The sequence below is a fragment of the Enterobacter sp. QK-SA4 genome (assembly GCF_056856775.1).
Window position 1 is genome coordinate 1,047,852 of record NZ_JBXFXH010000007.1, and the last position, 24,372, is coordinate 1,072,223.

Consider the following 24,372-nt stretch of genomic DNA (forward strand, 5'->3'; position numbering starts at 1 on the left):
CGGTTCCACATAATCATCATGAGTTTCTATGAATGAAACAAGATCGATTTTTGACCATTTTTTCGTTTCGTGATGTAGATCGCAATGGTGTAGCAAAAGCGTGATTTCGCCGCTGCGACAATTTTTCTGCAGTGCAGTACACTGCGCTCCATCAGATTCAGACGGAATAACAACATGACCACGATGCTTGAAGTGGCGAAGCGGGCAGGCGTTTCGAAAGCCACGGTGTCCCGGGTGCTATCGGGAAATGGCTACGTCAGCCAGGAGACCAAAGATCGGGTGTTTCAGGCCATTGAAGAGAGCGGCTATCGCCCGAATTTACTGGCGCGCAACCTGGCGACCAAACGTACCCAGACGCTGGGGCTGGTGGTGACTAACACCCTCTATCACGGCGTCTACTTTAGCGAACTCCTGTTTCACGCCGCGCGCATGACGGAAGAAAAGGGGCGGCAGCTGATCCTCGCGGACGGCAAGCACAGCGCGGATGAAGAGCGCGAGGCGATCCAGTACCTGCTCGATATGCGCTGCGACGCGGTGATCATCTATCCGCGTTTCCTGAGCGTGGAAGAGATGGATGAGATCGTCGAGAAGTGCGAGCAGCCCATAATGGTGCTCAACCGCCGCCTGCGGAAAAACAGCAGCCACTGCGTCTGGTCAGATCATAAAGCCTCCAGCCAGGAGGCGGTGTCGCAGCTGATTGCGAAAGGGCACCGGGAGATCGCGTTTATCACCGGCTCGCTGGATTCTCCCACCGGGGTTGAGCGTCTCTCCGGCTACCGGGACGCGCTGGCGCAGCACGGTATTCCGCTGCGCGAAGGGCTGATTGCGCAGGGGAAGTGGAACCCCGCCAGCGGCGCGGCGGCGGTATCGGAACTGCTTGCTCGCGGTGAGCGCTTTACGGCGCTGGTGGCAAGCAATGACGATATGGCGATCGGTGCCATGAAGCAGCTGCACGACAGCGGCGTGGCCGCCCCGGACGCGGTGTCGGTGATCGGTTTCGACGATGTGGCCATCGCGCCTTACATCGTGCCGTCGCTTTCCAGCGTGCGTATTCCGGTGACGGAGATGATCAAAGAGACCATCAGCCGCCTGATCTTCATGCTCGACGGCGGTGAGTTTAAGTATCAGCAAACCTTCTCCGGCGAGCTGGTCCTGCGCGACTCGGTTATTGATGGCCCGTACCGCTGATGTCGACAGCTGTCATCGTCATTTATGACGATGACAGCGCCGCCGTAATTTTTAAATTCATATAAAATCAATAGGTTAATTATTGGCACGGTTTATGAATATCTCCGCGCATAACTGTAATGCTGGAGAAGCAGATGAACCGTTTTATTATGGCCGATGCCAGTAAGTGTATTGGCTGCCGTACCTGTGAAGTAGCGTGCGTGGTTTCCCATCAGGCGGAGCAGGACTGCGCCTCGCTCACCCCTGACACCTTCCTGCCGCGCATCCACGTCATCAAAGGCGTGAATATTTCCACCGCCGCCATCTGTCGCCAGTGCGAAGACGCACCGTGCGCGAACGTCTGCCCGAACGGGGCGATTAAACGCGAGAAAGGCTTTGTGCACGTCATGCAGGAGCGCTGCATTGGCTGCAAAACCTGCGTGGTCGCCTGCCCGTACGGTGCGATGGAGGTGGTTGTCCGTCCGGTGGTACGCAACAGCGGCATGGGGCTGAGCGTACGTGCGGAGAAAGCCGAAGCCAACAAATGCGATCTTTGCTATCACCGCGACGCCGGTCCGGCCTGCATGGAAGCCTGCCCGACGCATGCGCTGGTCTGCGTGGATCGCGACAAGCTTGAGCAGATGAGCGCCGAAAAGCGCCGTCGCGCGGCATTCGACACGTCGTCATCGCTGCTGTTCTGAACCGTATGTGCAGTAACGGCGTACAGCTGCGCGTGCGCGGCAAGGTGCAGGGCGTGGGGTTTCGTCCCTTCGTCTGGCAGCTGGCGCAGGCGCTTCAGTTGACCGGTGACGTCTGCAATGATGGAGAGGGCGTGCTGGTGCGCCTCGCGGGTAATGGGGGGGCCTTTACCGCGAGGCTGCATCAGGACTGCCCGCCGCTGGCACGCATTGACCATGTTGAAACGCAGCCGTTTACGTGGGCGCAGGTGCCGGAGGACTTTACCATCCGCCACAGCGCGGGCGGGGCGATGGACACCCAGATTGTTCCCGACGCCGCGACCTGTCCGGCGTGTCTGGCTGAAATGCGCGACCCCGGCGAGCGTCGCTATCGCTATCCGTTCATCAACTGCACGCACTGCGGGCCGCGGTTTACCATTATCCGCGCGATGCCCTATGACCGTCCGGCCACGTCAATGGCCGCATTTTCCCTCTGCGTGCCGTGCGAAGCAGAATACCGCAATCCCGCCGATCGACGTTTTCACGCCCAGCCGGTAGCCTGCCCGGACTGCGGGCCAGCGCTGGAATGGCGTGCGGGCGACCTCACCGCTTCCCGTGAGGCTGCGCTGAGCGCGGCGGTGGCGATGCTGAAAAGCGGCGGCATAGTCGCGGTCAAAGGGCTGGGCGGTTTTCATCTCGTCTGCGACGCGCGTAATCCGCAGGCGGTCGCGGCGCTTCGGGTACGCAAGCAGCGTCCCGCGAAGCCGCTGGCGGTGATGATCCCAAACGCGGACGGCGTGCCGAAGGCGATCCAGACGTTGTTACGCTCATCCGCAGCGCCGATTGTGCTGACCCCAAAAGCCTCGCTTCCCGGGTTTCCCGAAGGGATTGCACCCGGGCTCGATTGTATTGGCATCATGCTTCCCGCTAACCCGCTGCAACACCTTCTGATGATGGACTGCCGGCGCCCGCTGGTGATGACTTCCGGCAACCTCAGCGGCAGACCGCCTGCCATGACCAACCAGCAGGCGCTGGATGAACTCGGCGACATCGCGGACGGCTTCCTGCTGCACAACCGCGATATCCTGCAACGAATGGACGACTCGGTGATGGATCGGGACGGGGCGATGCTGCGCCGCGCGCGCGGTTTTGTGCCCGATGCCATCACGCTGCCTGCGGGTTTCGAGAATATTCCCGCTATGCTATGCACCGGCGCGGAGATGAAAAATACCTTCTGCCTGGCGCGTGGGAACCAGGCGGTGCTGAGCCAGCATTTTGGCGATCTCGGTGACGAGGGCGTCGAAGCGCAGTGGCGCGGCGCGCTATCGCTGATGCAGAAAATTTACGCCTTTCAGCCGAAGCGCGTGGTGTGCGACGCCCATCCGGGCTATCACACGCAACGATGGGCACAGGCGCAGGGGCTGCCCGTTGAAACCGTGCTCCATCATCACGCCCATGCGGCGGCGTGCCTGGCGGAGAACGGCTGGCCGCTCGACGGCGGAGACGCGATTGCCCTGACGCTGGACGGGATCGGCATGGGCGAGAACGGCGCGCTGTGGGGTGGGGAGTGCCTGCGGGTGAACTATCTCGCGTGCGAGCGTCTGGGCGGGCTGCCTGCCGTTGCGCTGCCGGGGGGCGATCTGGCGGCGCGGCAGCCGTGGCGCAATCTGCTCGCCCACTGCCTGGCGTTTGTCCCTGACTGGCAGCAGTACCCGGAAACGCGCGCGGTTCAGCGTCAGAACTGGCCGCTGCTGGCAACGGCGATCCGGCGCGGCATCAACGCGCCGCAGGCTTCGTCCTGTGGTCGCCTGTTTGATGCGGTCGCCTGCGCGCTGGGTATTGAAACCCAATCCTGGGAAGGTGAAGCGGCCTGCCGGCTGGAATCGCTGGCCTCGCAGTGCGCGGGCGTCGACCATCCGGTGACGTTGTCTGTCGACAACCTTGCGCTTTTCTGGCAGCAGTGGCTGGCCTGGCAGGCGGAGCCCTGCGAGCGCGCGTGGGCGTTTCACGACGCGCTGGCAAAAGGGCTGGCGGAACTCGCCGCGCGCCATGCCCGACGCCTGTCGCTGTCGACAATCTGTCTCAGCGGCGGCGTGCTGCACAACCGTCTGCTGCGCGCGCGCCTGCGTCATTATCTTTCTGACTTTACGCTTCTTTTTCCTTCGCGCCTGCCCGCAGGTGACGGAGCGATCTCCTTCGGGCAGGCGGCGATCGCCGCTGCCCGGTCATGTTCACAAAGGACTTAAAATGTTACGACTCTTACGCAATGAACCTCGCGCCGCGCTTCTGCTGCTGGCTCTGGTAATGGCAAACCTGCTGGCCTGGGGATGGGCATGGCAGACCTTTAGCGGCAGCACGGCGCTGATGGCCGCCAGCCTGCTGGCGTGGTGCTACGGGCTGCGTCACGCGGTGGACGCCGACCACATTGCCGCCATTGATACCGTGACGCGTAAGATGATGCAGCAGGGCAAACGTCCGTCCGGCGTGGGGGCGTGGTTCTCGCTGGGACACTCCACCATCGTGGTGCTGGCCTCCATTGCTATTGCCGCCACCGCCACGGCGTTTCAGAAAAACATGGAATGGTTCCACGAAACCGGCAGCCTGATCGGCACCGCCGTTTCCGCCACCTTCCTGCTGGCGATGGCGCTGGTGAACATGGTGATCCTGCGCGGAGTCTGGCGCAGTTTTCAGGCGCTGAAAAAAGGCCAGCCGGTGCAGGGCGACATCACGCTGCCTGCCCAGGGCGGCGTCATGAACTGGCTGTTTGGTAAAACCTTCCGCCTGGTGAATAAAAGCTGGCAGATGTACCTGGTCGGTTTCCTGTTTGGCCTCGGCTTTGACACGGCTACCGAGATTGGCGTGCTGGGGATCTCTGCCGCCAGCGCGTCAAGCGGGATGTCGGTGTGGTCAATCATGGTCTTCCCGGCGCTCTTCGCCAGCGGCATGGCGCTGGTGGATACCCTCGATAACCTGTTGATGGTCGGTGCCTACGGCTGGGCGTTCAACAAGCCGCAGCGCAAGCTCTATTACAACATGACCATTACCGGCACCTCCGTGGTGGTGGCGCTGTTTATCGGCGGGCTGGAAGCGCTGGGTCTGCTGATGGACAAATTTTCCCTCAGCGGCGGCGTGTGGGATCTGATTGGCGCGGTAAACGACAACCTGGGCAACGCCGGGTTTGCGGTGGTCGGGCTGTTTGTCGCCTGCTGGCTGATCTCCATGGTCAACTACCGCTGGCGCGGCTACGACGCGCTGGTGGTACGTTCCTGAACCGGCTCCTGCACGGCGCAACCTCCGCGACTTCCTCAATGGCTGGCGCATAGCGGCATACCGATAAAAAAGATGCTGAAAATGTAGAACTTTTGCGGAATAAATATATTCCGCATTCTTCGCTTGTGTGAAATAACGAGAAAGATAATTGAGTTATTTATAAAAATTCGCCATTATTTGCCTCCTGCTGATGATGTCTTTTCAGACTGAGTCAGCTGCCAATAATAAATCTGGATGATGTTTTTAAGCTGTTTCATATTAAAGCATTTACGAAAATAATAAATAAGGGATTGATGGCGATGATATATCTACTTTGCATTTATTTAATGAATAGAATGCGTAAGAAAAAGCCCCGGAATATCGGGGCGGTGAATAATAAAATTCAAAGGTTAACTCTGCGTAGACTCGTTGTTGGACGGGTAAACGAAGCGCCGCCCGGCAACGAGAGGGTTAAGCAGGTAACAGTTTCAGCAGTGCGAAAGCCTCCTTCATCCGGTCTTCACTAACCACAAAAGCGCGAATCTGACCCTCGTTATCCGCGCCGCGCGCGACCATTCCCTGCGGTTCGAGGGTAATTTGCCAGTTCAGATCCTGACGCTGCGTTTCACCGGCAAGATGCAGCGGTAATTCTGGCGTTTTGACTTTAATCAGCATGGCGGGTAATTTCAGCGGCGCGCTGCCGCCGAGCAGGTTTTTCGCCAGATACATCGCGCTTAATTGAATTGGCTGTAAAAAGGGCAGTACCTGACCGTTAATTTCAGCGCAGTCACCTAACGCGTAAATATCAGGTTGCGTGGTTTGCAGGTAGCTATTTACCTTCACGCCACGCTGTATTTCGGCGCCTGCGCGATGCGCCAGCGCGGTTTCCGGGCGCAGGCCCGTTGCCGCGATTACCACATCCACCTCAACGCTGCGGCTGCGGTCGAGCGTGGCACGAATGCCGCCTTCGGTTTTGCTCAGGCTTTGCAGCTGCGATTTCAACATCAGATGCACCCCCATGTCGGTCAGGCGATGCTGTAAGCGACTGCTAACTTCTACGGGCATCAGCGACGACAGAATGCTTGCCGCGTGGTCGACCAGAGTCACGGATTTACCCGCCCGGCAGAAATCCATCGCCAGCTCGGTGCCTATCAGCCCGCCGCCGACAATCATCACGCGCTGCGCGTCGCGAAGCTCCGTTTCGCTGGCCTGATACTCCTGCTGGCTGTTGAGGGTGATCGTTAGCTCGCGGCCTTCAACCGGCGGCACAAACGCAGAGGCACCCGTGGCCAGCACCAGTTTGTCGTACTGCCAGGTTTTCTCTTTTGCTTTCACCTCGTGGGCGGCAGCGTCGATGTCGGTGACCCAGGTGTAAGGGAACAGACGCAGGTTAAACTGTTCCGCGAACTCCCCCGCCGTCTGACGGGTGAGGTCTTCGGCGCGCTGATGCTGACTAATCACGTGGCTTAGATCAGGCTTGTTGTACTCGTCCATGCTGTCGGCGGCGATCACCGTCAGCGGCACGCTGGCGTCCTGCTTGCGGATGTTTTTCACCAGCTGGCGGGCGGCAAAGCCCGAGCCGATGATGACGATACCGTTGTTCATTTTGCCTCCGTACCCAGTTCGTCAAAGACGTCTTTACCGAGTGAACACTCCGGGCAGAGGAAATTGTCCGGCACGTCACTCCACGGCGTGCCCGGCGCAACGTCCTGCAGCGGTTCGCCCATTTCAGGATCGTAAATCCACTGGCAGACGCTGCACTGCATGCGCGGTCCGGGATCGGCGGTTGCCGCGGCGGCGGCGGCGCAGGTTTCCTGCTGTGCGGTTGGTTTTGCCGCTACTTCCGGCAGCGGAGCGAGCGCCCACTGACGTGCAATGTCACGGCCGTGCTGGCGGCAGATTTCGAGCACGTCGATATCCGGCCGCCATTTCGCCTTCAGGCTGAGGGACATCTCAAAACCCGCATCCTGCAGGCGGGTAGACAGACGGTCTACCGCACCGCCGCTCCAGCCGTGGGAGCCAAAGGCGCTGGCGCGCTTGTTGCGAAAACGCAGACCGGTCATTTCTTCCACCAGACCGGCAATTTTCGGCATCATCACGTTGTTCATGGTGGAGGTGCCCACCAGCACGCCCTTAGAGCGGAAGACGTTGGTCAATACCTCGTTCTTATCGCTGCGCGCCACGTTGAAGATTTTCACCGCCACGTTGGGGTCCACTTCGTTGATGCCCTGGGCAATGGCGTCCGCCATCATGCGGGTGTTGTTGGACATGGTGTCGTAGAAAATAGTGATGCGGTCTTCCTGATAGTCCGCCGCCCATTTCAGGTAGAGCTCCACAATCTGGGTGGGATTTTCACGCCACACCACGCCGTGGGAGGTGGCAATCATGTCCACCGGCAGGTTAAAGCCGAGGATCTCGGTGATTTTTGGCGTCACCAGGCGGCTGAACGGGGTCAGAATGTTGGCGTAGTAGCGCTGGCACTGCTCGAAGAGTTCGGTCTGGTCCACTTCGTCGTTGAACAGGCGCTCGTCGCAGTAGTGCTGGCCGAAGGCGTCATTGCTGAACAGCACCGCGTCGTCGGTCATGTATGTCATCATGCTGTCCGGCCAGTGCAGCATCGGCGTTTCCACAAAGATCAGCTGCTTGCCGTTGCCGATATCCAGCGCGTCGCCGGTTTTAACGGTGTGGAAATTCCACTCCGGATGGTGGTGGTGGCCGTTGATCGAGTCGATGGCGTTGGTGGTGCAGTAGATCGGCGTGTTCGGGATGTAAGACATCAGCTCGGTCAGCGCGCCGGCGTGGTCCTCTTCCGCGTGGTTGATGATGATGTAGTCGATGGCGTCCAGGTCAATTTCGCTGCGCAGGTTCTGCACGAACTCGCGGCTGAACTTGTGATCGACCGTATCGATCAGCACGTTTTTTCCTTCGCGGATGAGATAGCTGTTGTAGCTGCTGCCGCGCAGCGTTTTGTATTCCGTCCCGTGGAAATCGCGCACTTCCCAGTCACGTTGACCGACCCAATGAATGTTATTTTTAACCAGAATAGACATAGCAACCTCTACGTAATACAGCATTTTCAAATAAGATGATTTGCCTATATCAAGTTGCGTGCCAGTTTTTAATTTATTGATTTTACTTAATTAATATTTTTATGATCCGTAATGGGTAGTCATTATGACTATCCAAGGTAGTGTCAATATGACAACATGCATTGTCAAAATGACAGCGAGGTCTCTATGAGCTTTTCCGTAGACGTGCTGGCGAAGATCGCCATTGAGCTGCAGACCGGTATCGGCCATCAGGACCGCTTTCAGCGGCTGATCTCCACGCTGCGCCACGTGCTGGCGTGCGACGCCTCGGCGCTGCTGCGCTACGAGGGGCGGCAGTTTATTCCGCTGGCTATCGACGGGCTGGCGAAGGACGTGCTCGGGCGGCGTTTTACCCTTGAGGGCCATCCGCGTCTGGAAACCATCGCCCGCGCGGGTGACGTAGTGCGCTTCCCGGCGGACAGCGATCTGCCCGACCCGTACGACGGGCTTATTCCCGGACAGGAGAGCCTGAAGGTTCACGCCTGTATCGGCCTGCCTTTATTTGCCGGGCAAAACCTGATCGGCGCGCTGACCCTCGACGGCCTGTCGCCGGACCAGTTCGACACCTTTAGCGACGAAGAGCTGCGCCTGATTGCCGCCCTGGCCGCCGGGGCGCTGAACAATGCCCTGCTGATTGAACAGCTGGAGAGCCAGAACATTCTTCCCGGCAGCCCGGCGGCGTTTGAGCAGGTGACCCAAACGGAGATGATCGGCCTTTCTCCGGGCATGGCGCAGCTCAAAAAAGAGATTGAGATTGTCGCCGCCTCAGATTTGAACGTGCTGATCTTCGGGGAAACCGGCACCGGCAAGGAGCTGGTGGCGAAGTCCATTCACGAAGCCTCGCCGCGCGCGGTGAACCCGCTGGTGTACCTCAACTGCGCCGCGCTGCCGGAAAGCGTGGCGGAAAGCGAGCTGTTTGGTCACGTTAAAGGGGCGTTTACCGGGGCCATCAGCAACCGCAGCGGCAAGTTCGAAATGGCCGATAACGGCACGCTGTTTCTGGATGAAATCGGCGAGCTCTCCCTGTCGCTGCAGGCCAAGCTGCTGCGCGTGTTGCAGTACGGCGACATCCAGCGCGTGGGGGATGACCGAAGCCACAGAGTGGACGTTCGCGTGCTGGCGGCAACGAACCGCGACCTGCGTGAAGCGGTGGTGGCAGGGCAGTTCCGAGCCGACCTGTTCCATCGCCTGAGCGTGTTCCCGCTTACCGTGCCGCCGCTGCGCGAGCGCGGGGACGACGTGGTGCTGCTGGCGGGCTTTTTCTGCGAGCAGTGCCGCCTCAGGATGGGGCTTTCCCGCGTGGTGCTGAGCCCGGGTGCGAGGTCGCATCTGCTGAGCTACGGCTGGCCGGGCAACGTGCGCGAGCTGGAGCACGCGATTCACCGCGCGGTGGTGCTGGCGCGGGCGACGCGTTCGGGTGACGAAGTTGTGATCCACGCGCGGCATTTTGCGCTGCAGGATGAAACCGCACCGGCAATCGCCCAGGCTCTACCAGAAACGGTAAATGAAAATCTGCGCGAAGCCACTGAGGCGTTTCAGCGTCAGATGATTACCCGCGCGCTGGAGCAGAATAACCGCAGCTGGGCGGCGTGCGCGCGGGCGCTGGAGATGGACGTCGCCAACCTGCACAGGCTGGCGAAGCGTCTGGGACTGAAGGGTTAGATAATGCCGGCCTGATAGAAATCCTGCAGGTTGATGGCGCCGCACAGCCTGCCGGAATCATCCACCACCGGTGCGGCGGTGATTTTGCGCTTCATCAGCACTTCTTTGGCTTCAATGGCGCGGCTCCCGGCGTTCAGCGTCAGCCCGCCTTTGGTCATGGCGTCCGACACTTTTGTTTCCAGCCTGCCGCCGCCCACCAGCCAGCGGCGCAGGTCGCCGTCGGTGAACACGCCCTTAACGCTCCCGCCGTCATCGCAGACCGCTACCAGCCCCAGACCGGTGCGGCTGAGTTCCAGCATCGCGTCCATGACGCTGGTATCGAGTTTGACCTGCGGAATGGCATCGTCGGTGCGCATCAGGTGGTGAACCTTGTTGAGCAGGCGTGCGCCGAGCGCGCCCGCCGGATGCGAACGGGCGAAATCTTCTTCGTTAAAGCCGCGCGCCTGCATCACCGCCATTGCCAGCGCGTCGCCCATCATCAGGGTGTTAACGGTGCTGGAGGTCGGGGCGAGGTGCATCGGACAGGCTTCACGCTCAACGGAAATATCCAGCGTCGCCTTGGCGGCCAGCGCCAGCGGCGAGCGGGATTTTCCGGTCATCGCCAGCAGGGCGACCGATTTTTCCTGCAGGCGCGGAATAATCAGGTCCAGCTCTTTGGCCGAACCGGAGTATGAGATAAACAGCATCACGTCGCGGCTTTCTATCATCCCCAGATCGCCGTGCAGCGCCTCTGCCGGATGCACAAAAAAAGCCGGGGTGCCGGTGCTCGCGAGGGTCGCGGCAATCTTTTTGCCGATATGGCCGGATTTACCGATGCCCGCCACGATCACTTTGCCTTCGCAGTGAATAATGGTGTTGGCGGCGCGGACAAAATTCTCGCCCAGACGTTCCGGCAGGCGGCTGGCTTCCTGCAGTTCCAGCATCAGCGTCTGGCGGCCCGTTTCTAACAGAAAATCACTCATCTCTCTCTCCGGTTACGATCACGTCGATTCCTTTCTCTTCCAGCGCTTTCTTGAACGCCGGGTCGATACCCGCGTCGGTAATCAGCTTATCAACGCTTTCAAGGCTACAGACAATGTTGGGGCTTTTGCGGCCAAACTTCGACGAGTCTGCCATCAAAATCACTTCCCGCGCGGCGTTGCACATCGCTTTACTGACGCTGAAAACCTCGTTGAACGTCGTAACGCCTGCGTTCAGGTCGATGCCGTCGGTGCCCATAAAGAGTTTATCAAAGCTGAAGTGGTCGAAGGCATTCTCCGCCAGCTGGCCGTGAAACGACGCCGATTTTTTGCGGAAGGTGCCGCCGGGCATCAGGATGGTCTGCTCGCAGTCGTTCTCCGACAGGGCGTTGACGATGTGCAGGCTGTTGGTCATCACCGTGATGTTGTTAAAGCGGCTGAGCAGCGGAATCATCTGCAGGACGGTGCTGCCTGCATCCAGAATGATGGAATCGCCATCGTGGATAAATTTGACGGCGGCTTCGGCAATCAGCGCTTTCTGGTGGGTATTGATCAGCGTTTTGTGGTCGATAGGCGGGTCCGCTTCGTCCTTATTGAGCACCACGCCGCCGTAGGTTCGAATAACGGCGCCAGAGTTTTCGAGCAATACCAGGTCCTTGCGTATTGTCGTGCCGGTGGTGTCAAAGTACTGGGCCAGATCCTCTACCGAGCATTTTCCCTGCTTTTGCAGATGCTCGAGAATGGCCGCCTGCCGCTGACGAGGTTTCATAGGCGCTTCGTTCCTTAGGTTGCGAAATGATAATTTCGCAAGTCTATAGCTTTCACAACGAAATTATCCATGTTTCAGATTAAGCGCTAATGATAGTGCATTCTGACAGAGTGGATCATGGGGAAAGATCACATCAGGCCGTAATTCCTGCAGCGAAATGCCGTTGATCGCCTGGATTTTCGCCGGACGGGCAAAGACGGTCATGCCGCGCATGATGAGGGAATCGCAGACGTGATTGTTTTCATCCAGCGCAACGGCGACGACCACGCGCGGTTTGAAGCGTCCGCCGGAACGCCCGACCCCGACGCGACCTTTCTGACACAGCGCGTCAAACGCGCGGTTAAACTGGTAGATCTGCCAGCCGCCAAACGCCATCTGGCAGATCCAGGCGAGGGCGGCGACGGTGATGAGTGCGGTAACCATATCGACTCCTTGTTTTGTTCCCTCTCCCGGTGGGAGAGGGTTAGGGTGAGGGCATCAGGCCGCTCGATCAGAACATGACCTGCCCACCCGTCACGTTGATCGACTGCCCGGTGCAGTACGAGGCTTTGGGGCTGGCGTAAAACAGCAGCATGTTCAGCACGTCCTGATAATCGCACCCGCGCTTCAGCGGCACTTTATCGATGTAGTACTGCTCCACTTCCTCAGCCTTGATGCCGAGCTTGGTGGCATACTGCGGCAGCAGGGACTGGAACATCGGCGATTTCAGCAGGTTACCCAGCATCAGCGAATGAACGGTAATGCCGTACTCGGCCAGATCCAGCGCCAGAGACTGCGTCAGCCCCACGCCGCCAAACTTCGCCGCGCTGTAGCCGGAGTTGTGCTTGCTGCCCACTTTCCCTGATTTGGAGTTGATCTGAATGATGCGCCCCTGAATGCCGTCGCGGATCATCAGACGGGAAAACTCGCGGGCGCAGAGGAAATAGCCCACCAGATTCACCTGCAGCGAACGGTCAAAATCCCCCAGTTCGAAATCGCTGATAAAGGCCGCTTTCGCAATCCCCGCGCTGTAGACCAGCAGGTCGGTACGCCCAAAAATCTCGTCCACGCCGCGGGCCAGCGCCATCACGCTCTGCTCGCTGGTGGCGTCGGCACCAAACCCGTACGCCATCCCTTCGCCAAACTCGGTGTTAATGGTGTCCGCCACGCGGGCGGCTTTTTCACTCTGAATGTCCACTACCGCCACGCGGTAGCCCTCTGCGGCAAGCCCACGGCAGAGGAACTCGCCTAAGGTTTGTCCTCCACCAATGACAACGGCAACCTGACTCATGTGTTTCTCCTTAAATTACGCAACAAATTTTAACGTGCAGCCTGGGGTGACAGCCTGCGGAACCGGGCCCGCCACGTGAACCGTGCCGGGATATTCGGCCTGCGGCTGGCCGTCGAAACGCAGGGTGATGTGCCCCAGCTCGCGCAGGTTTTGCTCGGCCACGTCGCCGACGGCGGTCACGGCATAGCGCGCCTCGCCCAGCTCCAGCTGGCTCCCGGCCTTCAGCTCGCCCTTCAGCTCGCCGTGACAGTGGATAAAGCAAAACTCTTCGATATCCGCCGGGGCGCCTTCGCGGAAGGTGATCAGCATCTGGTCGCTCAGCGCGTCAGCCGCGCTCTGGCCGATGCGGGTAATGGTGGTCTGGTAAATCACGGTCATCGCAGGAACCTCTTATTGATAAATAAAGCCGGAGACAAACCAGGCAATCAGCACCGTCGGCGCGCCCGTCAGGAAGCGGCTCACCAGCACCGACGGCACGCCCACGCGCACGGTGTCCTGGCGCGCTTCGGCCAGCGACAGCCCTACGGGGATGAAATCGCACGCCGCCTGGGCGTTAATGGCGAACAGGGCGGGTAGGGCGAGGTGCGGGGGAATGTTCCCCAGACCAATCTGCACGCCAATCAGCACGCCGATGACCTGGGCAATTACCGCGCCAGGGCCGAGGAACGGCGACAGCAGCGGGAAGGAGCAGATCAGCGCCAGCGTCACCAGCCCGAGCGGGTGGCTCGCGAGCGGGGCGAGGCCGTGGGCAATCCAGTCGCCCAGGCCGGACGCCATGATGATGCCGATCAGCGCCGAGACGAATGCCATAAACGGCAGAATGGTTTTCAGCACCGTGTCGATGGTGTCGCGCCCGGACTGGAACAGTACCGCCACGGCGGAACCCATGCCCATCCCGACCTTCGCCAGCAGGCCGTCGCTCTGTTCGGTGATTTTCTTGCTGGTGTCGTACTCGCGCGGGGCCGCTTTTTGCGGCGCGGCAGTGCCATTCACCAGCGTGATGTTGTCCTCCTTCACGCCTGAGACATAAATGTCCTCAAGGATGTACTGTGCCAGCGGGCCGGATTTTCCGGTTGAGTGAATATTCACCGTCGGAATCCGGCGCTTCGGATAGATACCGCAGCGCAGCGTGCCGCCGCAGTCGATTACCGCCACGCCGATTTCCGCTTCCGGCGGCTCGCCTTCCTTGAAGCCGTCGACCGCTTCCCAGCCGGTCAGCTCGCGCAGCCTGTCGACGATTGCCGGGCGCGTGCCTGCGGTGATGTAGACGATCTTTTTGCCTTCGGTGGCGTCGAACTCCAGCGGGCCGCCCCAGCCGCCCGTGCCTTTTTCAATGCGGATCCGGTTCATGCTGTGGCTCCTGAAAGATGGACTTTCTGTTCAAGCTGGATGCCCATTTTTTTCTCAAAAATGGCGGTGGTGAGGTCGGTCACCCAGCCGCGGAAGAAGTTGGTGACCAGGCCAACCAGCAGGTAGCTCACCGCCAGCGGGCCGAGCGGCAGGCCAAGGGTGGTGAGGCCGCTGGCGATCCCAAGATAGACAAACAGCTCGCCGGGGTTAATGTGCGGGAACAGGCCGTTCATCGAATGGCAGCTGTAGGAGGCGGCGGCGTAGTAGCTCGGCTTGTACTTTTCCGGCATGAAGCGGCCGAGGCTTAAGGTCATCGGGTTGCAGAACACGAAGGTACCGATGAACGGCAGTACCAGGTAGCGGGACAGCGGATTCCCGGCACAGCGCTGGGCGAAGCGTTCGATGCGCTGCTGGCCGATAAAGTTGATCAGCGCGTTCATGATCACCAGCAGGCTGATCAGCAGGGGCAGGATCCCGGTCACCATGCCGGTGAACACTTCTCCGCCTTTCTGAAACAGCCCGATGAACCACTCGGCGCCGTGGGTGATGGTTTCTATCATTCTTCTCTCCTGTGGGGCTTTTTTGTTTTTGTCTGACTGGGCTAATAATAATCACTTTGAAAGGTTTTAAAGTGTTAATTGGATCTCACAATGAAAGAAAAATGGATTATTTTGAAAGTTTATTGGTGGGGCGAATGATTTTCGGTGGAAAAAAGCGCGGATTTGCGTGGGGGAGGCGCGTACCGCTTCCTTGAGGTGTTGCGGATGCTTTACCATACTGGGTTCTTATCGAACCCGTTAAATGGATGTCTCATGTTCAAGCGTCGTTATGCAGCGCTGTTGCCTGCGCTTATTCTGCTGTCTGCCTGTAGTAGCAAACCTAAGACTGAAGCCGTTCAGCAAACGGCGGGCGCGCCTTCCGGAGGATTCCTGCTGGAGCCGCAGCACAATATGATGCAGATGGGCGGCGACTTCGCGAATAACCCGGCGGCCGAGCAGTTCATCGATAAAATGGTGAGCAAACACGGCTTTGACAGACAGCAGCTGCATGAAATTTTGTCTCAGGCCAGGCGTCTGGACTACGTGCTGCGCCTGATGGACAGGCAGGCACCAACCGCCCAGGTGCCGAGCGGGCCGAACGGCGCGTGGCTGCGCTATCGCAAACAGTTTATTACCCCGGACAACGTGCAAAACGGCGTAGTGTTCTGGAATCAGTATGAAGATGCGCTCAACCGCGCGTGGCAGGTGTACGGCGTACCGCCGGAAATCATCGTCGGGATTATCGGCGTTGAAACCCGCTGGGGCCGCGTGATGGGGAAAACCCGCATCCTCGACGCGCTGGCGACGCTCTCCTTTAACTACCCGCGCCGCGCGGAGTATTTCTCTTCCGAGCTGGAAACCTTCCTGCTGATGGCGCGCAGCGAGCAGGACGATCCGCTCGATCTGAAAGGGTCGTTTGCCGGCGCGATGGGCTACGGCCAGTTTATGCCATCCTCCTATAAACAATATGCCGTCGACTTTAACGGGGACGGTCATATCAACCTGTGGGATCCGGTGGATGCCATCGGCAGCGTGGCGAACTACTTCAAAGCGCACGGCTGGGTGCCGGGCGGCCAGGTGGCGGTGCAGGCGAACGGTCAGGCGCCGGGGCTGGAAAACGGCTTCAAAACCAACTACAGCATTTCGCAGCTGGCAGCGGCAGGCCTAACGCCAACGCAGCCGCTGGGCAACGCGCAACAGGCAAGCCTGCTGCGTCTGGATGTCGGTACGGGCTATCAGTACTGGTACGGTCTGCCGAACTTCTACGTCATCACCCGCTATAACCACAGTACTCACTATGCGATGGCCGTATGGCAGCTGGGGCTGGCGGTGTCTCAGGCGCGCGTTCCGGCGGCGTCACCGTTTAGTCAGTAAGTTGCTCAGACGGGTAGGCCGGGTAAGGCAACGCCGCCACCCGGCATGGCTGCACGCACGGTGCGGCCTGATGCCCTCGCCCTGACCCTCTCCCACGGGAGAGGGAAATTCTTCAGAAACATTTCGCCACACTCCCTTTTCAAACCCGTCATTTACATCTTAACCGTCTTTCATTATTGTTATGTTATAACATTTAATGTGGTGTCGACATGTCAACGTCCCTTTTTTCTCTGTCTGCTCTGGTTCGGCTTTTGCTGGCGCTGGTGCTTGTTGTCTTTATCGGGCTGGCCGTGCGCTGGGCGGTGGCACTGCCATGATCGTGATGAATGAACTGGTCGCGGGTTATGAACGCCAGCCCGTTACGCGGCCCCTCTCGGGCACCATTGAACGCGGCAGCATGACCGCCATTATCGGCGCTAACGGCTGCGGGAAATCCACGCTGCTGAAAACGCTGGCGGGGTTTATTCCTCCCGTCAGCGGCGGTTTCCGCTGGCAGGGTAAGCGCCCGGTCATCGGCTGGCTGGCACAGCGTCACGCCCTGGAGGCGCAGTTTCCGCTGACCGTACAGGACGTGGTAAGCATGGGCTGCTGGCCGGGCATGTCGCTTTTTTCCGGGTTTCGTCGCGAAACGCGGCTGCGCATTGCCAGCGCGCTTGAGCGCGTCGGGCTTGAGTCCATGGCGCTATCCACCATTGATGAACTCTCCGGCGGTCAGTTTCAGCGCATGCTGTTTGCCCGCGTCCTGGTGCAGCAGGCGCCGCTGGTGATGCTGGATGAACCCTTTACCGGGGTCGATGAAGCCACCTGCAGCGTGCTGATGGATTTGATGCTGGAGATGTATATGCAGGGGCAAACGCTGCTCGCGGTACTGCACGACAGCGAGCGCGTGTCGCGCCATTTTCCGCAGACGCTGCGGCTGGATGCTGACGTTCCCCAGTGGAAAACCGAGCGGGTGAGGGTGGCATGATCTGGCATCTCTTTTTTCAACCGTTCATTGAGTACGGCTTTATGCGTCGCGCGCTGGTGGTTTGCCTGGCGCTCTCCGTCAGCACCACCGCGCTCGGCGTGTTTCTTCAGCTGCGTCGGATGAGCCTGATGGGCGACGCCCTTTCTCACGCCATTTTGCCGGGTGTCGCCGTGGGGTATTTGCTCAGCGGTATGTCGCTGCTGGCGATGAGTATTGGCGGTTTTATCGCGGGAATTACCGTGGCGCTGCTGGCCGGTCTGGTCAGTCGACGCACGCCGCTGAAAGAAGATGCCAGCTTTGCCGGGTTTTATCTTGGCTCGCTGGCGCTGGGGGTCACGCTGGTGTCGCTGCGCGGGTCGAATGTCGATCTGCTGCATCTGCTGTTTGGCTCTATCCTCGCCGTGGACAAGGACGCCGCGCTGTTTGTCACGGGCGTGTGTATGTTCACCCTTATCACACTGGCGCTGTTTTATCGCGGGCTGGTCACAGAAGCGTTTGATACTGCCTGGCTGCAGGTGAACGCCCGCTGGCTGCCTGGCCTGCTGCACGGACTGTTTCTGGCGCTGCTGGTGCTTAACCTGGTGGCTGGTTTTCAGGTGCTCGGCACGCTGATGGCCGTCGGGCTGATGATGCTTCCGGCCGTGGCGGCACGCTGCTGGGTGCGCACGCTACCAGCCTTACTTCTGATGGCGGGGATAAGCGGTATTTTCTGCGCATGGCTGGGGCTGAGCCTCTCCTGGGCGATGAGCCTACCTGCCGGGCCGTCCATCGTGCTCACCGCCAGCGCGCTGTTCTTTATTTCCATTTTACTGGGTACGCGAAGCAGGCTCGCTGGCAGCCTGCGGGCGTATTTTTAACGCAAGGGGAAACGATGAAACGTACAGGATTTGTAGTGGCGCTCGCGCTGGGTATGATGTCGCACGGCGTGATGGCGAAAACGCTGAATGTGGTGACCAGCTTTTCGATTCTGGGGGATATCACGCAGGAGGTAGGCGGTGACCATGTGAACGTGACGACGCTGGTCGGGCCGGACGGCGATCCGCATACCTTTGAACCGTCGCCGAAAGACAGCGCCGCCCTGAGCAAGGCTGATGTGGTGGTGGTGAACGGCCTGGGGCTGGAAGGCTGGCTTGATCGTCTGGTGAAAGCCTCCGGGTTCAAAGGGCAACTGGTTGTCGCCTCAACAGGAGTGAAAACCCACACGCTTGAGGAAGATGGAAAGACTGTGACCGATCCCCATGCGTGGAACAGCGCGGCGAACGGGGCGCTCTATGCGCAAAACATTCTGAACGGGCTGGTGAAAGCCGATCCTGAGGACAAAGCCGCGCTGGAAGCCTCTGGCAAAACGTATATCGCGCAGCTCAGCCAGCTGGATAACTGGGCCAAAACGCGCTTTAGCCAGATCCCGCCGGCGAAGCGTAAAGTGCTGACCAGCCATGACGCGTTCGGCTATTTCAGCCGCGCCTACGGCGTGACGTTTATGGCGCCGCAGGGGCTGTCGTCTGAGAGCGAAGCCAGCGCGGCGCAGGTCGCCGAGATTATCAATCAGATTAAAGCCGACGGCGTGAAAACCTGGTTTATGGAAAATCAGCTCGATCCGCGTCTGGTGAAACAGATTGCATCGGCGACGGGCGCACAGCCCGGGGGCGAGCTTTACCCCGAAGCGCTGTCGGCAAAAGGTGGGGTGGCTGACACCTACGTTAAGGCGTTTCGCCACAATGTGCACACCCTCGCTGAGAGCATGAAATAACCTTTCCACCGCCGGTGCGTCCGTACCGGCTTTTTTCTGAAGCCCCCTCGTAAAACCTGAAGTCCATCCCCACATCTGACGATAAAGTGCTATCTTGTGCAGCACGTTTTTCTGATGCCTGGAGCGAGAATGACTGACCATGAATTGATGCAGCTTAGCGAGATCGTTGGCCTTGCGCTGAAGCAGCGTGGCGCGACAATCACCACTGCGGAATCCTGCACCGGCGGCTGGGTGGCGAAAGCGATTACCGATATTGCCGGCAGTTCCGCCTGGTTTGAACGCGGTTTTGTGACCTACAGTAACGAAGCTAAAGCACAGATGATTGGCGTGCGTGAATCCACGCTTGAACAGCATGGCGCGGTCAGCGAACCGGTGGTAATCGAGATGGCTATTGGCGCGCTCAAAGAGGCGCGGGCAGATTACGCGATTTCCATTAGCGGTATTGCGGGCCCGGACGGCGGCAGCGACGTAAAGCCTGTCGGCACCGTCTGGTTTGGGTTCGCCACCTCCAAAGGGGAAGGTATCACTCGCCGGGAGTGCTTCAGCGGCGATCGCGAAAGCGTGCGTCGTCAGGCAACCGTTTATGCGTTAAAAACGCTCTGGCAACAATTTCTACAAAACACTTGATACTGTATGACCATACAGTATAATTGCACCAACAGAACAGAAATCCACGGTGAAGCACAGTCGCTTCTCCCGGCATGACAGGAGTAATAATGGCTATCGACGAAAACAAACAGAAAGCGTTGGCGGCAGCACTGGGCCAGATCGAAAAGCAATTCGGTAAAGGCTCCATCATGCGCCTGGGTGAAGACCGTTCCATGGATGTGGAAACCATCTCCACCGGTTCGCTTTCTCTGGATATCGCGCTGGGCGCTGGCGGTCTGCCTATGGGTCGTATCGTAGAAATCTACGGGCCAGAGTCCTCCGGTAAAACCACACTGACGCTGCAGGTGATCGCTGCGGCACAGCGCGAAGGTAAAACCTGTGCGTTTATCGATGCCGAGCACGCGCTGGACCCTGTTTATGCTCGCAAGCTGGGCGTGGATATCGACAACCTGCTGTGTTCTCAGCCGGACACCGGTGAGCAGGCGCTGGAAATTTGTGACGCGCTGGCGCGTTCTGGTGCCGTTGACGTTATCGTGGTCGACTCCGTTGCCGCACTGACGCCAAAAGCCGAAATCGAAGGTGAAATCGGTGACTCTCATATGGGCCTCGCGGCACGAATGATGAGCCAGGCGATGCGTAAGCTGGCGGGTAACCTGAAGCAGTCCAACACGCTGCTGATCTTCATCAACCAGATTCGTATGAAAATTGGTGTGATGTTCGGTAACCCGGAAACCACTACCGGCGGTAACGCACTGAAATTCTACGCCTCTGTCCGTCTGGATATCCGCCGTATCGGCGCGGTGAAAGAGGGCGAGAACGTGGTCGGTAGCGAAACCCGCGTGAAGGTTGTGAAGAACAAAATCGCCGCGCCGTTCAAACAGGCTGAATTCCAGATCCTCTACGGCGAAGGGATCAACTTCCTCGGCGAGTTGGTTGACCTGGGCGTGAAAGAGAAGCTGATTGAAAAAGCGGGCGCCTGGTACAGCTACAACGGTGACAAGATTGGTCAGGGTAAAGCGAACGCGATCTCCTGGCTGAAAGAGAACCCGGCTGCGGCGAAAGAGATTGAGAAGAAGGTGCGTGAGCTTCTGCTGAACAACCAGGACTCTAAACCTGATTTCGTGGTCGATGCCGCGGATGCTGAAGAAACCAACGAAGACTTTTAATTCTTTCGTTTAAAATGAAGGGCTGCTGATGCGGCCCTTTTTGCATTTCTGAATCAGCAGGTTTTTTATGAGTGAACCGACAACACGTCGACCCGCGTATGCACGCTTACTGGACCGCGCGGTGCGCATCCTGGCCGTTCGTGACCACAGTGAACAGGAGCTGCGGCGAAAACTGTCGGCTCCGGTGATGAGTAAAAACGGGCCGGAAGAGATTGATGCCACCGCGGAAGATTATGACCGCGTGATTGCCTGGTGCTATGAGCATCATTATCTCGATGACGAGCGCTTTGCCTCACGGTTTCTCGCCAGCCGCGGCCGTAAAGGATATGGGCCCGCGCGCATCCGGCAGGAGCTGAACCAGAAAGGGGTGGCCCGGGAGTCCATCGAAAAAGCGATGCGCGAATGCGATACTGACTGGTGCGAGCTGGCCAGAGAACAGGCGATTCGTAAATACGGCGAACCGCTGCCGCGTGAATTTTCAGAAAAAGTCAAAATCCAGCGCTTTTTGCTCTACCGCGGCTTTCTCATGGAAGATATTCAGGATATCTGGCGTAATTTTGCCGATTGAACGCATGCGGGATTTTACTTCCCACTAAAGAAAACTTATCTTATTCCCACTTTTTCCAGTAGCTGGTCTGTCCAACGGTTTACCGATACAGGCTGGCTACGACATTTCGTTAGCTTGATTTCAGGATAATTATGAGCAAGAGCACCGCTGAGATCCGTCAGGCGTTTCTCGATTTTTTCCATAGTAAGGGACACCAGGTTGTTGCCAGCAGCTCCCTGGTACCGAATAACGATCCGACTCTGCTGTTTACCAACGCCGGGATGAACCAGTTCAAGGATGTGTTCCTTGGTCTCGACAAGCGTAATTATTCCCGCGCCACAACCTCACAGCGTTGCGTGCGTGCGGGCGGTAAACACAACGACCTGGAAAACGTCGGTTACACCGCGCGTCACCATACGTTCTTCGAAATGCTGGGTAACTTCAGCTTCGGCGACTACTTCAAACACGATGCCATTCAATACGCGTGGGAACTGCTGACCGGTGAAAACTGGTTCAACCTGCCGAAAGAGCGTCTGTGGGTTACCGTCTATGAAACCGATGACGAAGCCTACGAAATCTGGGAAAAAGAAGTCGGGATCCCGCGCGAGCGTATTATTCGCATCGGCGATAACAAAGGCGCGCCATACGCGTCTGACAACTTCTGGCAGATGGGTGATACCGGCCCTTGCGGTCCGTGCACCGAGATCTTCTACGATCACGGCGACCACATCTGGGGTGGCCCTCCGGGCAGCCCGGAAGAAGACGGCGATCGCTACATTGAGATCTGGAACATCGTCTTCATGCAGTTCAACCGTCAGGCCGACGGTACGATGGAGCCGCTGCCGAAGCCTTCCGTTGATACCGGTATGGGTCTGGAGCGTATTGCCGCGGTTCTGCAGCACGTCAACTCCAACTACGAGATTGACCTGTTCAGCACCCTGATCAAAGCCGTTGCCGAAGTTACCGGCGCGACCGACCTGAACAACAAATCGCTGCGCGTTATCGCGGACCACATTCGTTCCTGTGCGTTCCTGATTGCCGACGGCGTTATCCCGTCGAATGAAAACCGTGGCTACGTGCTGCGTCGTATCATTCGTCGTGCCATCCGTCACGGCAACATGCTGGGCGCGAAGGACACCTTCTTCTATAAACTCGTTGGGCCACTGATTGGCGTGATGGGTGCTGCCGGTGATGAGCTGAAACGCCAGCAGGCGCAGGTAGAGCAGGTTCTGAAAACCGAAGAAGAGCAGTTTGCGCGTACACTTGAGCGCGGTCTGGCGCTGCTGGACGAAGAGCTGGCAAAACTTAAGGGCGATACGCTGGATGGCGAAACAGCTTTCCGCCTGTACGACACCTACGGCTTCCCGGTTGACCTGACGGCGGACGTTTGCCGCGAGCGCAATATCAAAGTTGACGAAGCGGGCTTCGAAGCCGCGATGGAAGAGCAGCGTCGTCGTGCGCGTGAATCCAGCGGTTTCGGTGCAGACTACAACGCGATGATCCGCGTTGATAGCGCGTCTGAATTCAAAGGTTATGACGCGCTGGAACTGACCGGCAAAGTGACCGCCCTGTTTGTTGACGGTAAAGCCGTGGACAGCATCAGCGCGGGTCAGGAAGCGGTTGTCATTCTGGACAAAACGCCGTTCTACGCGGAGTCCGGCGGTCAGGTTGGCGACAAGGGCGAGCTGAAAGGCAACGGTTTCAGCTTCAGCGTCAGCGACACCCAGAAATACGGTCAGGCGATTGGTCACCAGGGCAAACTGGTTTCCGGTTCTCTGAAAGTGGGCGAGGGCGTACAGGCTAACGTGGATGAAGCTCGCCGCGCGCGCATTCGTCTGAACCACTCTGCAACCCACCTGATGCACGCCGCCCTGCGCGACGTACTCGGTACCCACGTTGCACAGAAAGGTTCTCTGGTTAACGACAAAGTGCTGCGTTTCGACTTCTCGCATTTTGAAGCGATGAAACCGTCTGAAATCCGCGCGGTGGAAGATCTGGTGAACGCGCAGATCCGTCGTAACCTGCCAATCGAGACCCACATCATGGAGCTCGAGGACGCGAAGAAAAAAGGTGCGATGGCGCTGTTTGGTGAGAAATATGACGACCGCGTTCGCGTGCTGAGCATGGGCGACTTCTCTACCGAGCTGTGCGGCGGTACGCACGCATCGCGCACCGGTGACATCGGCCTGTTCCGCATTGTTTCCGAGTCGGGTACGGCGGCAGGTGTGCGTCGTATTGAAGCGGTGACCGGTGAAGGTGCGATTGCCAGCCTGCATGCGCAGAGCGATCAGCTGCACGACATCGCGCAGCTGCTGAAAGGCGATAGCCAGAACCTGGGCGAGAAAGTGCGCGTTGCGCTGGATCGCACGCGTCAGCTGGAAAAAGAGCTGCAGCAGCTGAAAGAGCAGGCTGCGGCGCAGGAGAGTGCAAACCTCTCCAGCAAGGCTGTAGACATTAAGGGTGTCAAACTGCTGGTCAGCGATCTGGCGGGCGTTGAGCCTAAGATGCTGCGTACTATGGTCGACGATCTCAAGAACCAGCTTGGTTCTACCGTTATCGTGCTGGCGACAGTGGCAGAAGGTAAGGTTTCTCTGATTGCGGGCGTCTCTAAGGATGTGACCGACCGCGTAAAAGCAGGGGAACTGATTGGTATGGTCGCTCAGCAGGTGGGTGGCAAGGGTGGCGGTCGTCCGGACATGGCGCAAGCCGGTGGTACGGATGCGGCGGCACTTCCGCAAGCTTTGGCCTGCGTTAAAAGCTGGGTAAGCGCGAAACTGTAATAACTACAAAGCACAAGCAGACGCCATAGCGGTAACGTTATGGCGTCTTGTTCACTGTGCTATCGATAACGATAAAGTCAGGTTGAGTTTGTGTATATCGGCTAAACTTACGTTTAACAGAATGTGATGCCGTGACTGCTTACACTTTACGTGTTTGTCATCGCTTACTTTTTGGCGTTATATGATGGATAATGCCGGGATACAAGAGACCCGACTCTTTTAATCTTTCAAGGAGCAAAGAATGCTGATTCTGACTCGTCGAGTTGGTGAGACCCTCATGATTGGGGATGAGGTCACCGTGACAGTTTTAGGGGTAAAGGGTAACCAGGTACGTATTGGTGTTAACGCTCCTAAAGAAGTATCTGTCCACCGTGAAGAGATCTACCAGCGTATCCAGGCTGAAAAATCCCAGCAGTCCAGTTACTGATATTGTCGCGTCTCGCTGTCG

General features: G+C 58.5%; 23 protein-coding genes. 14 read left to right on the forward strand and 9 right to left on the reverse strand.

Features of this window, described 5'->3' with window-relative positions; translation table 11 throughout:
* Positions 1–174 precede the first annotated feature (174 nt).
* From AC1VYI_RS06650 to AC1VYI_RS06665, 4 genes are all read left to right on the forward strand, one after another.
* The gene (locus AC1VYI_RS06650) at positions 175–1,188 is read left to right on the forward strand and encodes a LacI family DNA-binding transcriptional regulator (RefSeq protein WP_023308961.1); all 1,014 of its coding nucleotides are present in this window, start codon (positions 175–177) and stop codon (positions 1,186–1,188) included.
* A 134-nt stretch (positions 1,189–1,322) separates the two neighbouring features.
* On the forward strand, positions 1,323–1,868 hold the full coding sequence (hydN, locus tag AC1VYI_RS06655) for an electron transport protein HydN (RefSeq protein ID WP_023308960.1): 546 nt from the start codon (positions 1,323–1,325) through the stop codon (positions 1,866–1,868).
* Between the two features lie 5 nt (positions 1,869–1,873).
* Positions 1,874–4,090, forward strand: coding sequence for a carbamoyltransferase HypF (hypF, locus tag AC1VYI_RS06660; protein ID WP_134867230.1), 2,217 nt, complete (start codon positions 1,874–1,876; stop codon positions 4,088–4,090).
* A 1-nt stretch (position 4,091) separates the two neighbouring features.
* Positions 4,092–5,114 (forward strand): HoxN/HupN/NixA family nickel/cobalt transporter, encoded by a 1,023-nt coding sequence (locus AC1VYI_RS06665; protein WP_134867231.1) that lies wholly within the window; start codon positions 4,092–4,094, stop codon positions 5,112–5,114.
* Positions 5,115–5,564: 450 nt separating this feature from the next.
* Here the strand turns inward: AC1VYI_RS06665 and norW are convergent, their stop codons facing one another.
* Together norW and norV are read right to left on the reverse strand one after the other, a co-directional pair.
* The gene (gene norW / locus AC1VYI_RS06670; protein ID WP_134867232.1) at positions 5,565–6,698 is read right to left on the reverse strand and encodes an NADH:flavorubredoxin reductase NorW; all 1,134 of its coding nucleotides are present in this window, start codon (positions 6,696–6,698) and stop codon (positions 5,565–5,567) included.
* On the reverse strand, positions 6,695–8,143 hold the full coding sequence (gene norV, locus AC1VYI_RS06675; protein WP_134867233.1) for an anaerobic nitric oxide reductase flavorubredoxin: 1,449 nt from the start codon (positions 8,141–8,143) through the stop codon (positions 6,695–6,697). The genes norW and norV overlap by 4 nt, the downstream gene beginning before the upstream one ends.
* A 186-nt stretch (positions 8,144–8,329) precedes the next feature.
* Here norV and norR point away from each other — a divergent pair, with 186 nt between their 5' ends.
* Entirely contained in the window at positions 8,330–9,844 is a 1,515-nt protein-coding gene (norR, locus tag AC1VYI_RS06680) for a nitric oxide reductase transcriptional regulator NorR (RefSeq protein ID WP_134867234.1), read from the forward strand.
* Here norR and gutQ read toward each other — a convergent pair.
* The 7 genes from gutQ to srlA form a co-directional block, all read right to left on the reverse strand.
* Positions 9,841–10,806, reverse strand: a complete 966-nt coding sequence (gene gutQ, locus AC1VYI_RS06685; protein WP_134867235.1) for an arabinose-5-phosphate isomerase GutQ — start codon at positions 10,804–10,806, stop codon at positions 9,841–9,843. The two genes, norR and gutQ, sit on opposite strands and share 4 nt — an antisense overlap.
* Positions 10,799–11,572 carry a glucitol operon DNA-binding transcriptional repressor SrlR gene (gene srlR, locus AC1VYI_RS06690; protein ID WP_134867236.1) on the reverse strand — a complete coding sequence of 258 codons (774 nt, stop codon included), beginning with the start codon at positions 11,570–11,572 and terminating at the stop codon, positions 10,799–10,801. The genes gutQ and srlR overlap by 8 nt, the downstream gene beginning before the upstream one ends.
* Positions 11,573–11,635: 63 nt before the next feature.
* Positions 11,636–11,995 carry a transcriptional regulator GutM gene (gene gutM / locus AC1VYI_RS06695; RefSeq protein WP_134867237.1) on the reverse strand — a complete coding sequence of 120 codons (360 nt, stop codon included), beginning with the start codon at positions 11,993–11,995 and terminating at the stop codon, positions 11,636–11,638.
* A gap of 67 nt (positions 11,996–12,062) precedes the next feature.
* Positions 12,063–12,842, reverse strand: a complete 780-nt coding sequence (gene srlD, locus AC1VYI_RS06700) for a sorbitol-6-phosphate dehydrogenase (protein ID WP_023294411.1) — start codon at positions 12,840–12,842, stop codon at positions 12,063–12,065.
* Between the two features lie 15 nt (positions 12,843–12,857).
* Entirely contained in the window at positions 12,858–13,220 is a 363-nt protein-coding gene (gene srlB, locus AC1VYI_RS06705) for a PTS glucitol/sorbitol transporter subunit IIA (RefSeq protein WP_023308951.1), read from the reverse strand.
* A gap of 12 nt (positions 13,221–13,232) precedes the next feature.
* A complete protein-coding gene (srlE, locus tag AC1VYI_RS06710) occupies positions 13,233–14,192 on the reverse strand; it encodes a PTS glucitol/sorbitol transporter subunit IIB (RefSeq protein WP_023308950.1) in 960 nt (319 codons plus the stop codon).
* Positions 14,189–14,752, reverse strand: coding sequence for a PTS glucitol/sorbitol transporter subunit IIC (gene srlA / locus AC1VYI_RS06715; RefSeq protein ID WP_023333189.1), 564 nt, complete (start codon positions 14,750–14,752; stop codon positions 14,189–14,191). The genes srlE and srlA overlap by 4 nt, the downstream gene beginning before the upstream one ends.
* 252 nt (positions 14,753–15,004) lie before the next feature.
* Here srlA and mltB point away from each other — a divergent pair, with 252 nt between their 5' ends.
* The 9 genes from mltB (at position 15,005) to csrA (ending at position 24,351) form a co-directional block, all read left to right on the forward strand.
* Complete coding sequence (gene mltB / locus AC1VYI_RS06720; RefSeq protein WP_169803006.1) at positions 15,005–16,105, forward strand: lytic murein transglycosylase B; 1,101 nt, start codon at positions 15,005–15,007, stop codon at positions 16,103–16,105.
* 313 nt (positions 16,106–16,418) lie between these two features.
* Positions 16,419–17,072 (forward strand): metal ABC transporter ATP-binding protein, encoded by a 654-nt coding sequence (locus AC1VYI_RS06725; RefSeq protein ID WP_048975963.1) that lies wholly within the window; start codon positions 16,419–16,421, stop codon positions 17,070–17,072.
* On the forward strand, positions 17,069–17,929 hold the full coding sequence (locus tag AC1VYI_RS06730; RefSeq protein ID WP_023308946.1) for a metal ABC transporter permease: 861 nt from the start codon (positions 17,069–17,071) through the stop codon (positions 17,927–17,929). Before AC1VYI_RS06725 ends, AC1VYI_RS06730 begins: the two co-directional genes overlap by 4 nt.
* Positions 17,930–17,943: 14 nt before the next feature.
* Positions 17,944–18,822 (forward strand): metal ABC transporter substrate-binding protein, encoded by an 879-nt coding sequence (locus AC1VYI_RS06735; protein WP_032667918.1) that lies wholly within the window; start codon positions 17,944–17,946, stop codon positions 18,820–18,822.
* Between the two features lie 129 nt (positions 18,823–18,951).
* Positions 18,952–19,449, forward strand: a complete 498-nt coding sequence (gene pncC / locus AC1VYI_RS06740) for a nicotinamide-nucleotide amidase (RefSeq protein ID WP_023308944.1) — start codon at positions 18,952–18,954, stop codon at positions 19,447–19,449.
* 89 nt (positions 19,450–19,538) lie between these two features.
* Positions 19,539–20,597: a recombinase RecA gene (gene recA / locus AC1VYI_RS06745; RefSeq protein ID WP_023308943.1), complete on the forward strand. Its 1,059-nt coding sequence runs from the start codon at positions 19,539–19,541 to the stop codon at positions 20,595–20,597.
* 67 nt (positions 20,598–20,664) lie between these two features.
* On the forward strand, positions 20,665–21,165 hold the full coding sequence (gene recX / locus AC1VYI_RS06750) for a recombination regulator RecX (RefSeq protein ID WP_045404219.1): 501 nt from the start codon (positions 20,665–20,667) through the stop codon (positions 21,163–21,165).
* A 131-nt stretch (positions 21,166–21,296) separates the two neighbouring features.
* A complete protein-coding gene (gene alaS, locus AC1VYI_RS06755) occupies positions 21,297–23,924 on the forward strand; it encodes an alanine--tRNA ligase (RefSeq protein ID WP_134867238.1) in 2,628 nt (875 codons plus the stop codon).
* Between the two features lie 241 nt (positions 23,925–24,165).
* Complete coding sequence (csrA, locus tag AC1VYI_RS06760) at positions 24,166–24,351, forward strand: carbon storage regulator CsrA (RefSeq protein WP_000906486.1); 186 nt, start codon at positions 24,166–24,168, stop codon at positions 24,349–24,351.
* Positions 24,352–24,372 lie beyond the last annotated feature (21 nt).

Excerpts from the sequence above, each read along its gene's own strand:
- AC1VYI_RS06650 (WP_023308961.1), top strand. The coding sequence starts at position 175 with ATGACCACGATGCTTGAAGTGGCGAAGCGGGCAGGCGTTTCGAAAGCC.
- hydN (WP_023308960.1), top strand. The coding sequence starts at position 1,323 with ATGAACCGTTTTATTATGGCCGATGCCAGTAAGTGTATTGGCTGCCGT.
- hypF (WP_134867230.1), top strand. The coding sequence starts at position 1,874 with ATGTGCAGTAACGGCGTACAGCTGCGCGTGCGCGGCAAGGTGCAGGGC.
- AC1VYI_RS06665 (WP_134867231.1), top strand. The coding sequence starts at position 4,092 with ATGTTACGACTCTTACGCAATGAACCTCGCGCCGCGCTTCTGCTGCTG.
- norW (WP_134867232.1), bottom strand. The coding sequence starts at position 6,698 with ATGAACAACGGTATCGTCATCATCGGCTCGGGCTTTGCCGCCCGCCAG.
- norV (WP_134867233.1), bottom strand. The coding sequence starts at position 8,143 with ATGTCTATTCTGGTTAAAAATAACATTCATTGGGTCGGTCAACGTGAC.
- norR (WP_134867234.1), top strand. The coding sequence starts at position 8,330 with ATGAGCTTTTCCGTAGACGTGCTGGCGAAGATCGCCATTGAGCTGCAG.
- gutQ (WP_134867235.1), bottom strand. The coding sequence starts at position 10,806 with ATGAGTGATTTTCTGTTAGAAACGGGCCGCCAGACGCTGATGCTGGAA.
- srlR (WP_134867236.1), bottom strand. The coding sequence starts at position 11,572 with ATGAAACCTCGTCAGCGGCAGGCGGCCATTCTCGAGCATCTGCAAAAG.
- gutM (WP_134867237.1), bottom strand. The coding sequence starts at position 11,995 with ATGGTTACCGCACTCATCACCGTCGCCGCCCTCGCCTGGATCTGCCAG.
- srlD (WP_023294411.1), bottom strand. The coding sequence starts at position 12,842 with ATGAGTCAGGTTGCCGTTGTCATTGGTGGAGGACAAACCTTAGGCGAG.
- srlB (WP_023308951.1), bottom strand. The coding sequence starts at position 13,220 with ATGACCGTGATTTACCAGACCACCATTACCCGCATCGGCCAGAGCGCG.
- srlE (WP_023308950.1), bottom strand. The coding sequence starts at position 14,192 with ATGAACCGGATCCGCATTGAAAAAGGCACGGGCGGCTGGGGCGGCCCG.
- srlA (WP_023333189.1), bottom strand. The coding sequence starts at position 14,752 with ATGATAGAAACCATCACCCACGGCGCCGAGTGGTTCATCGGGCTGTTT.
- mltB (WP_169803006.1), top strand. The coding sequence starts at position 15,005 with ATGTTCAAGCGTCGTTATGCAGCGCTGTTGCCTGCGCTTATTCTGCTG.
- AC1VYI_RS06725 (WP_048975963.1), top strand. The coding sequence starts at position 16,419 with ATGATCGTGATGAATGAACTGGTCGCGGGTTATGAACGCCAGCCCGTT.
- AC1VYI_RS06730 (WP_023308946.1), top strand. The coding sequence starts at position 17,069 with ATGATCTGGCATCTCTTTTTTCAACCGTTCATTGAGTACGGCTTTATG.
- AC1VYI_RS06735 (WP_032667918.1), top strand. The coding sequence starts at position 17,944 with ATGAAACGTACAGGATTTGTAGTGGCGCTCGCGCTGGGTATGATGTCG.
- pncC (WP_023308944.1), top strand. The coding sequence starts at position 18,952 with ATGACTGACCATGAATTGATGCAGCTTAGCGAGATCGTTGGCCTTGCG.
- recA (WP_023308943.1), top strand. The coding sequence starts at position 19,539 with ATGGCTATCGACGAAAACAAACAGAAAGCGTTGGCGGCAGCACTGGGC.
- recX (WP_045404219.1), top strand. The coding sequence starts at position 20,665 with ATGAGTGAACCGACAACACGTCGACCCGCGTATGCACGCTTACTGGAC.
- alaS (WP_134867238.1), top strand. The coding sequence starts at position 21,297 with ATGAGCAAGAGCACCGCTGAGATCCGTCAGGCGTTTCTCGATTTTTTC.
- csrA (WP_000906486.1), top strand. The coding sequence starts at position 24,166 with ATGCTGATTCTGACTCGTCGAGTTGGTGAGACCCTCATGATTGGGGAT.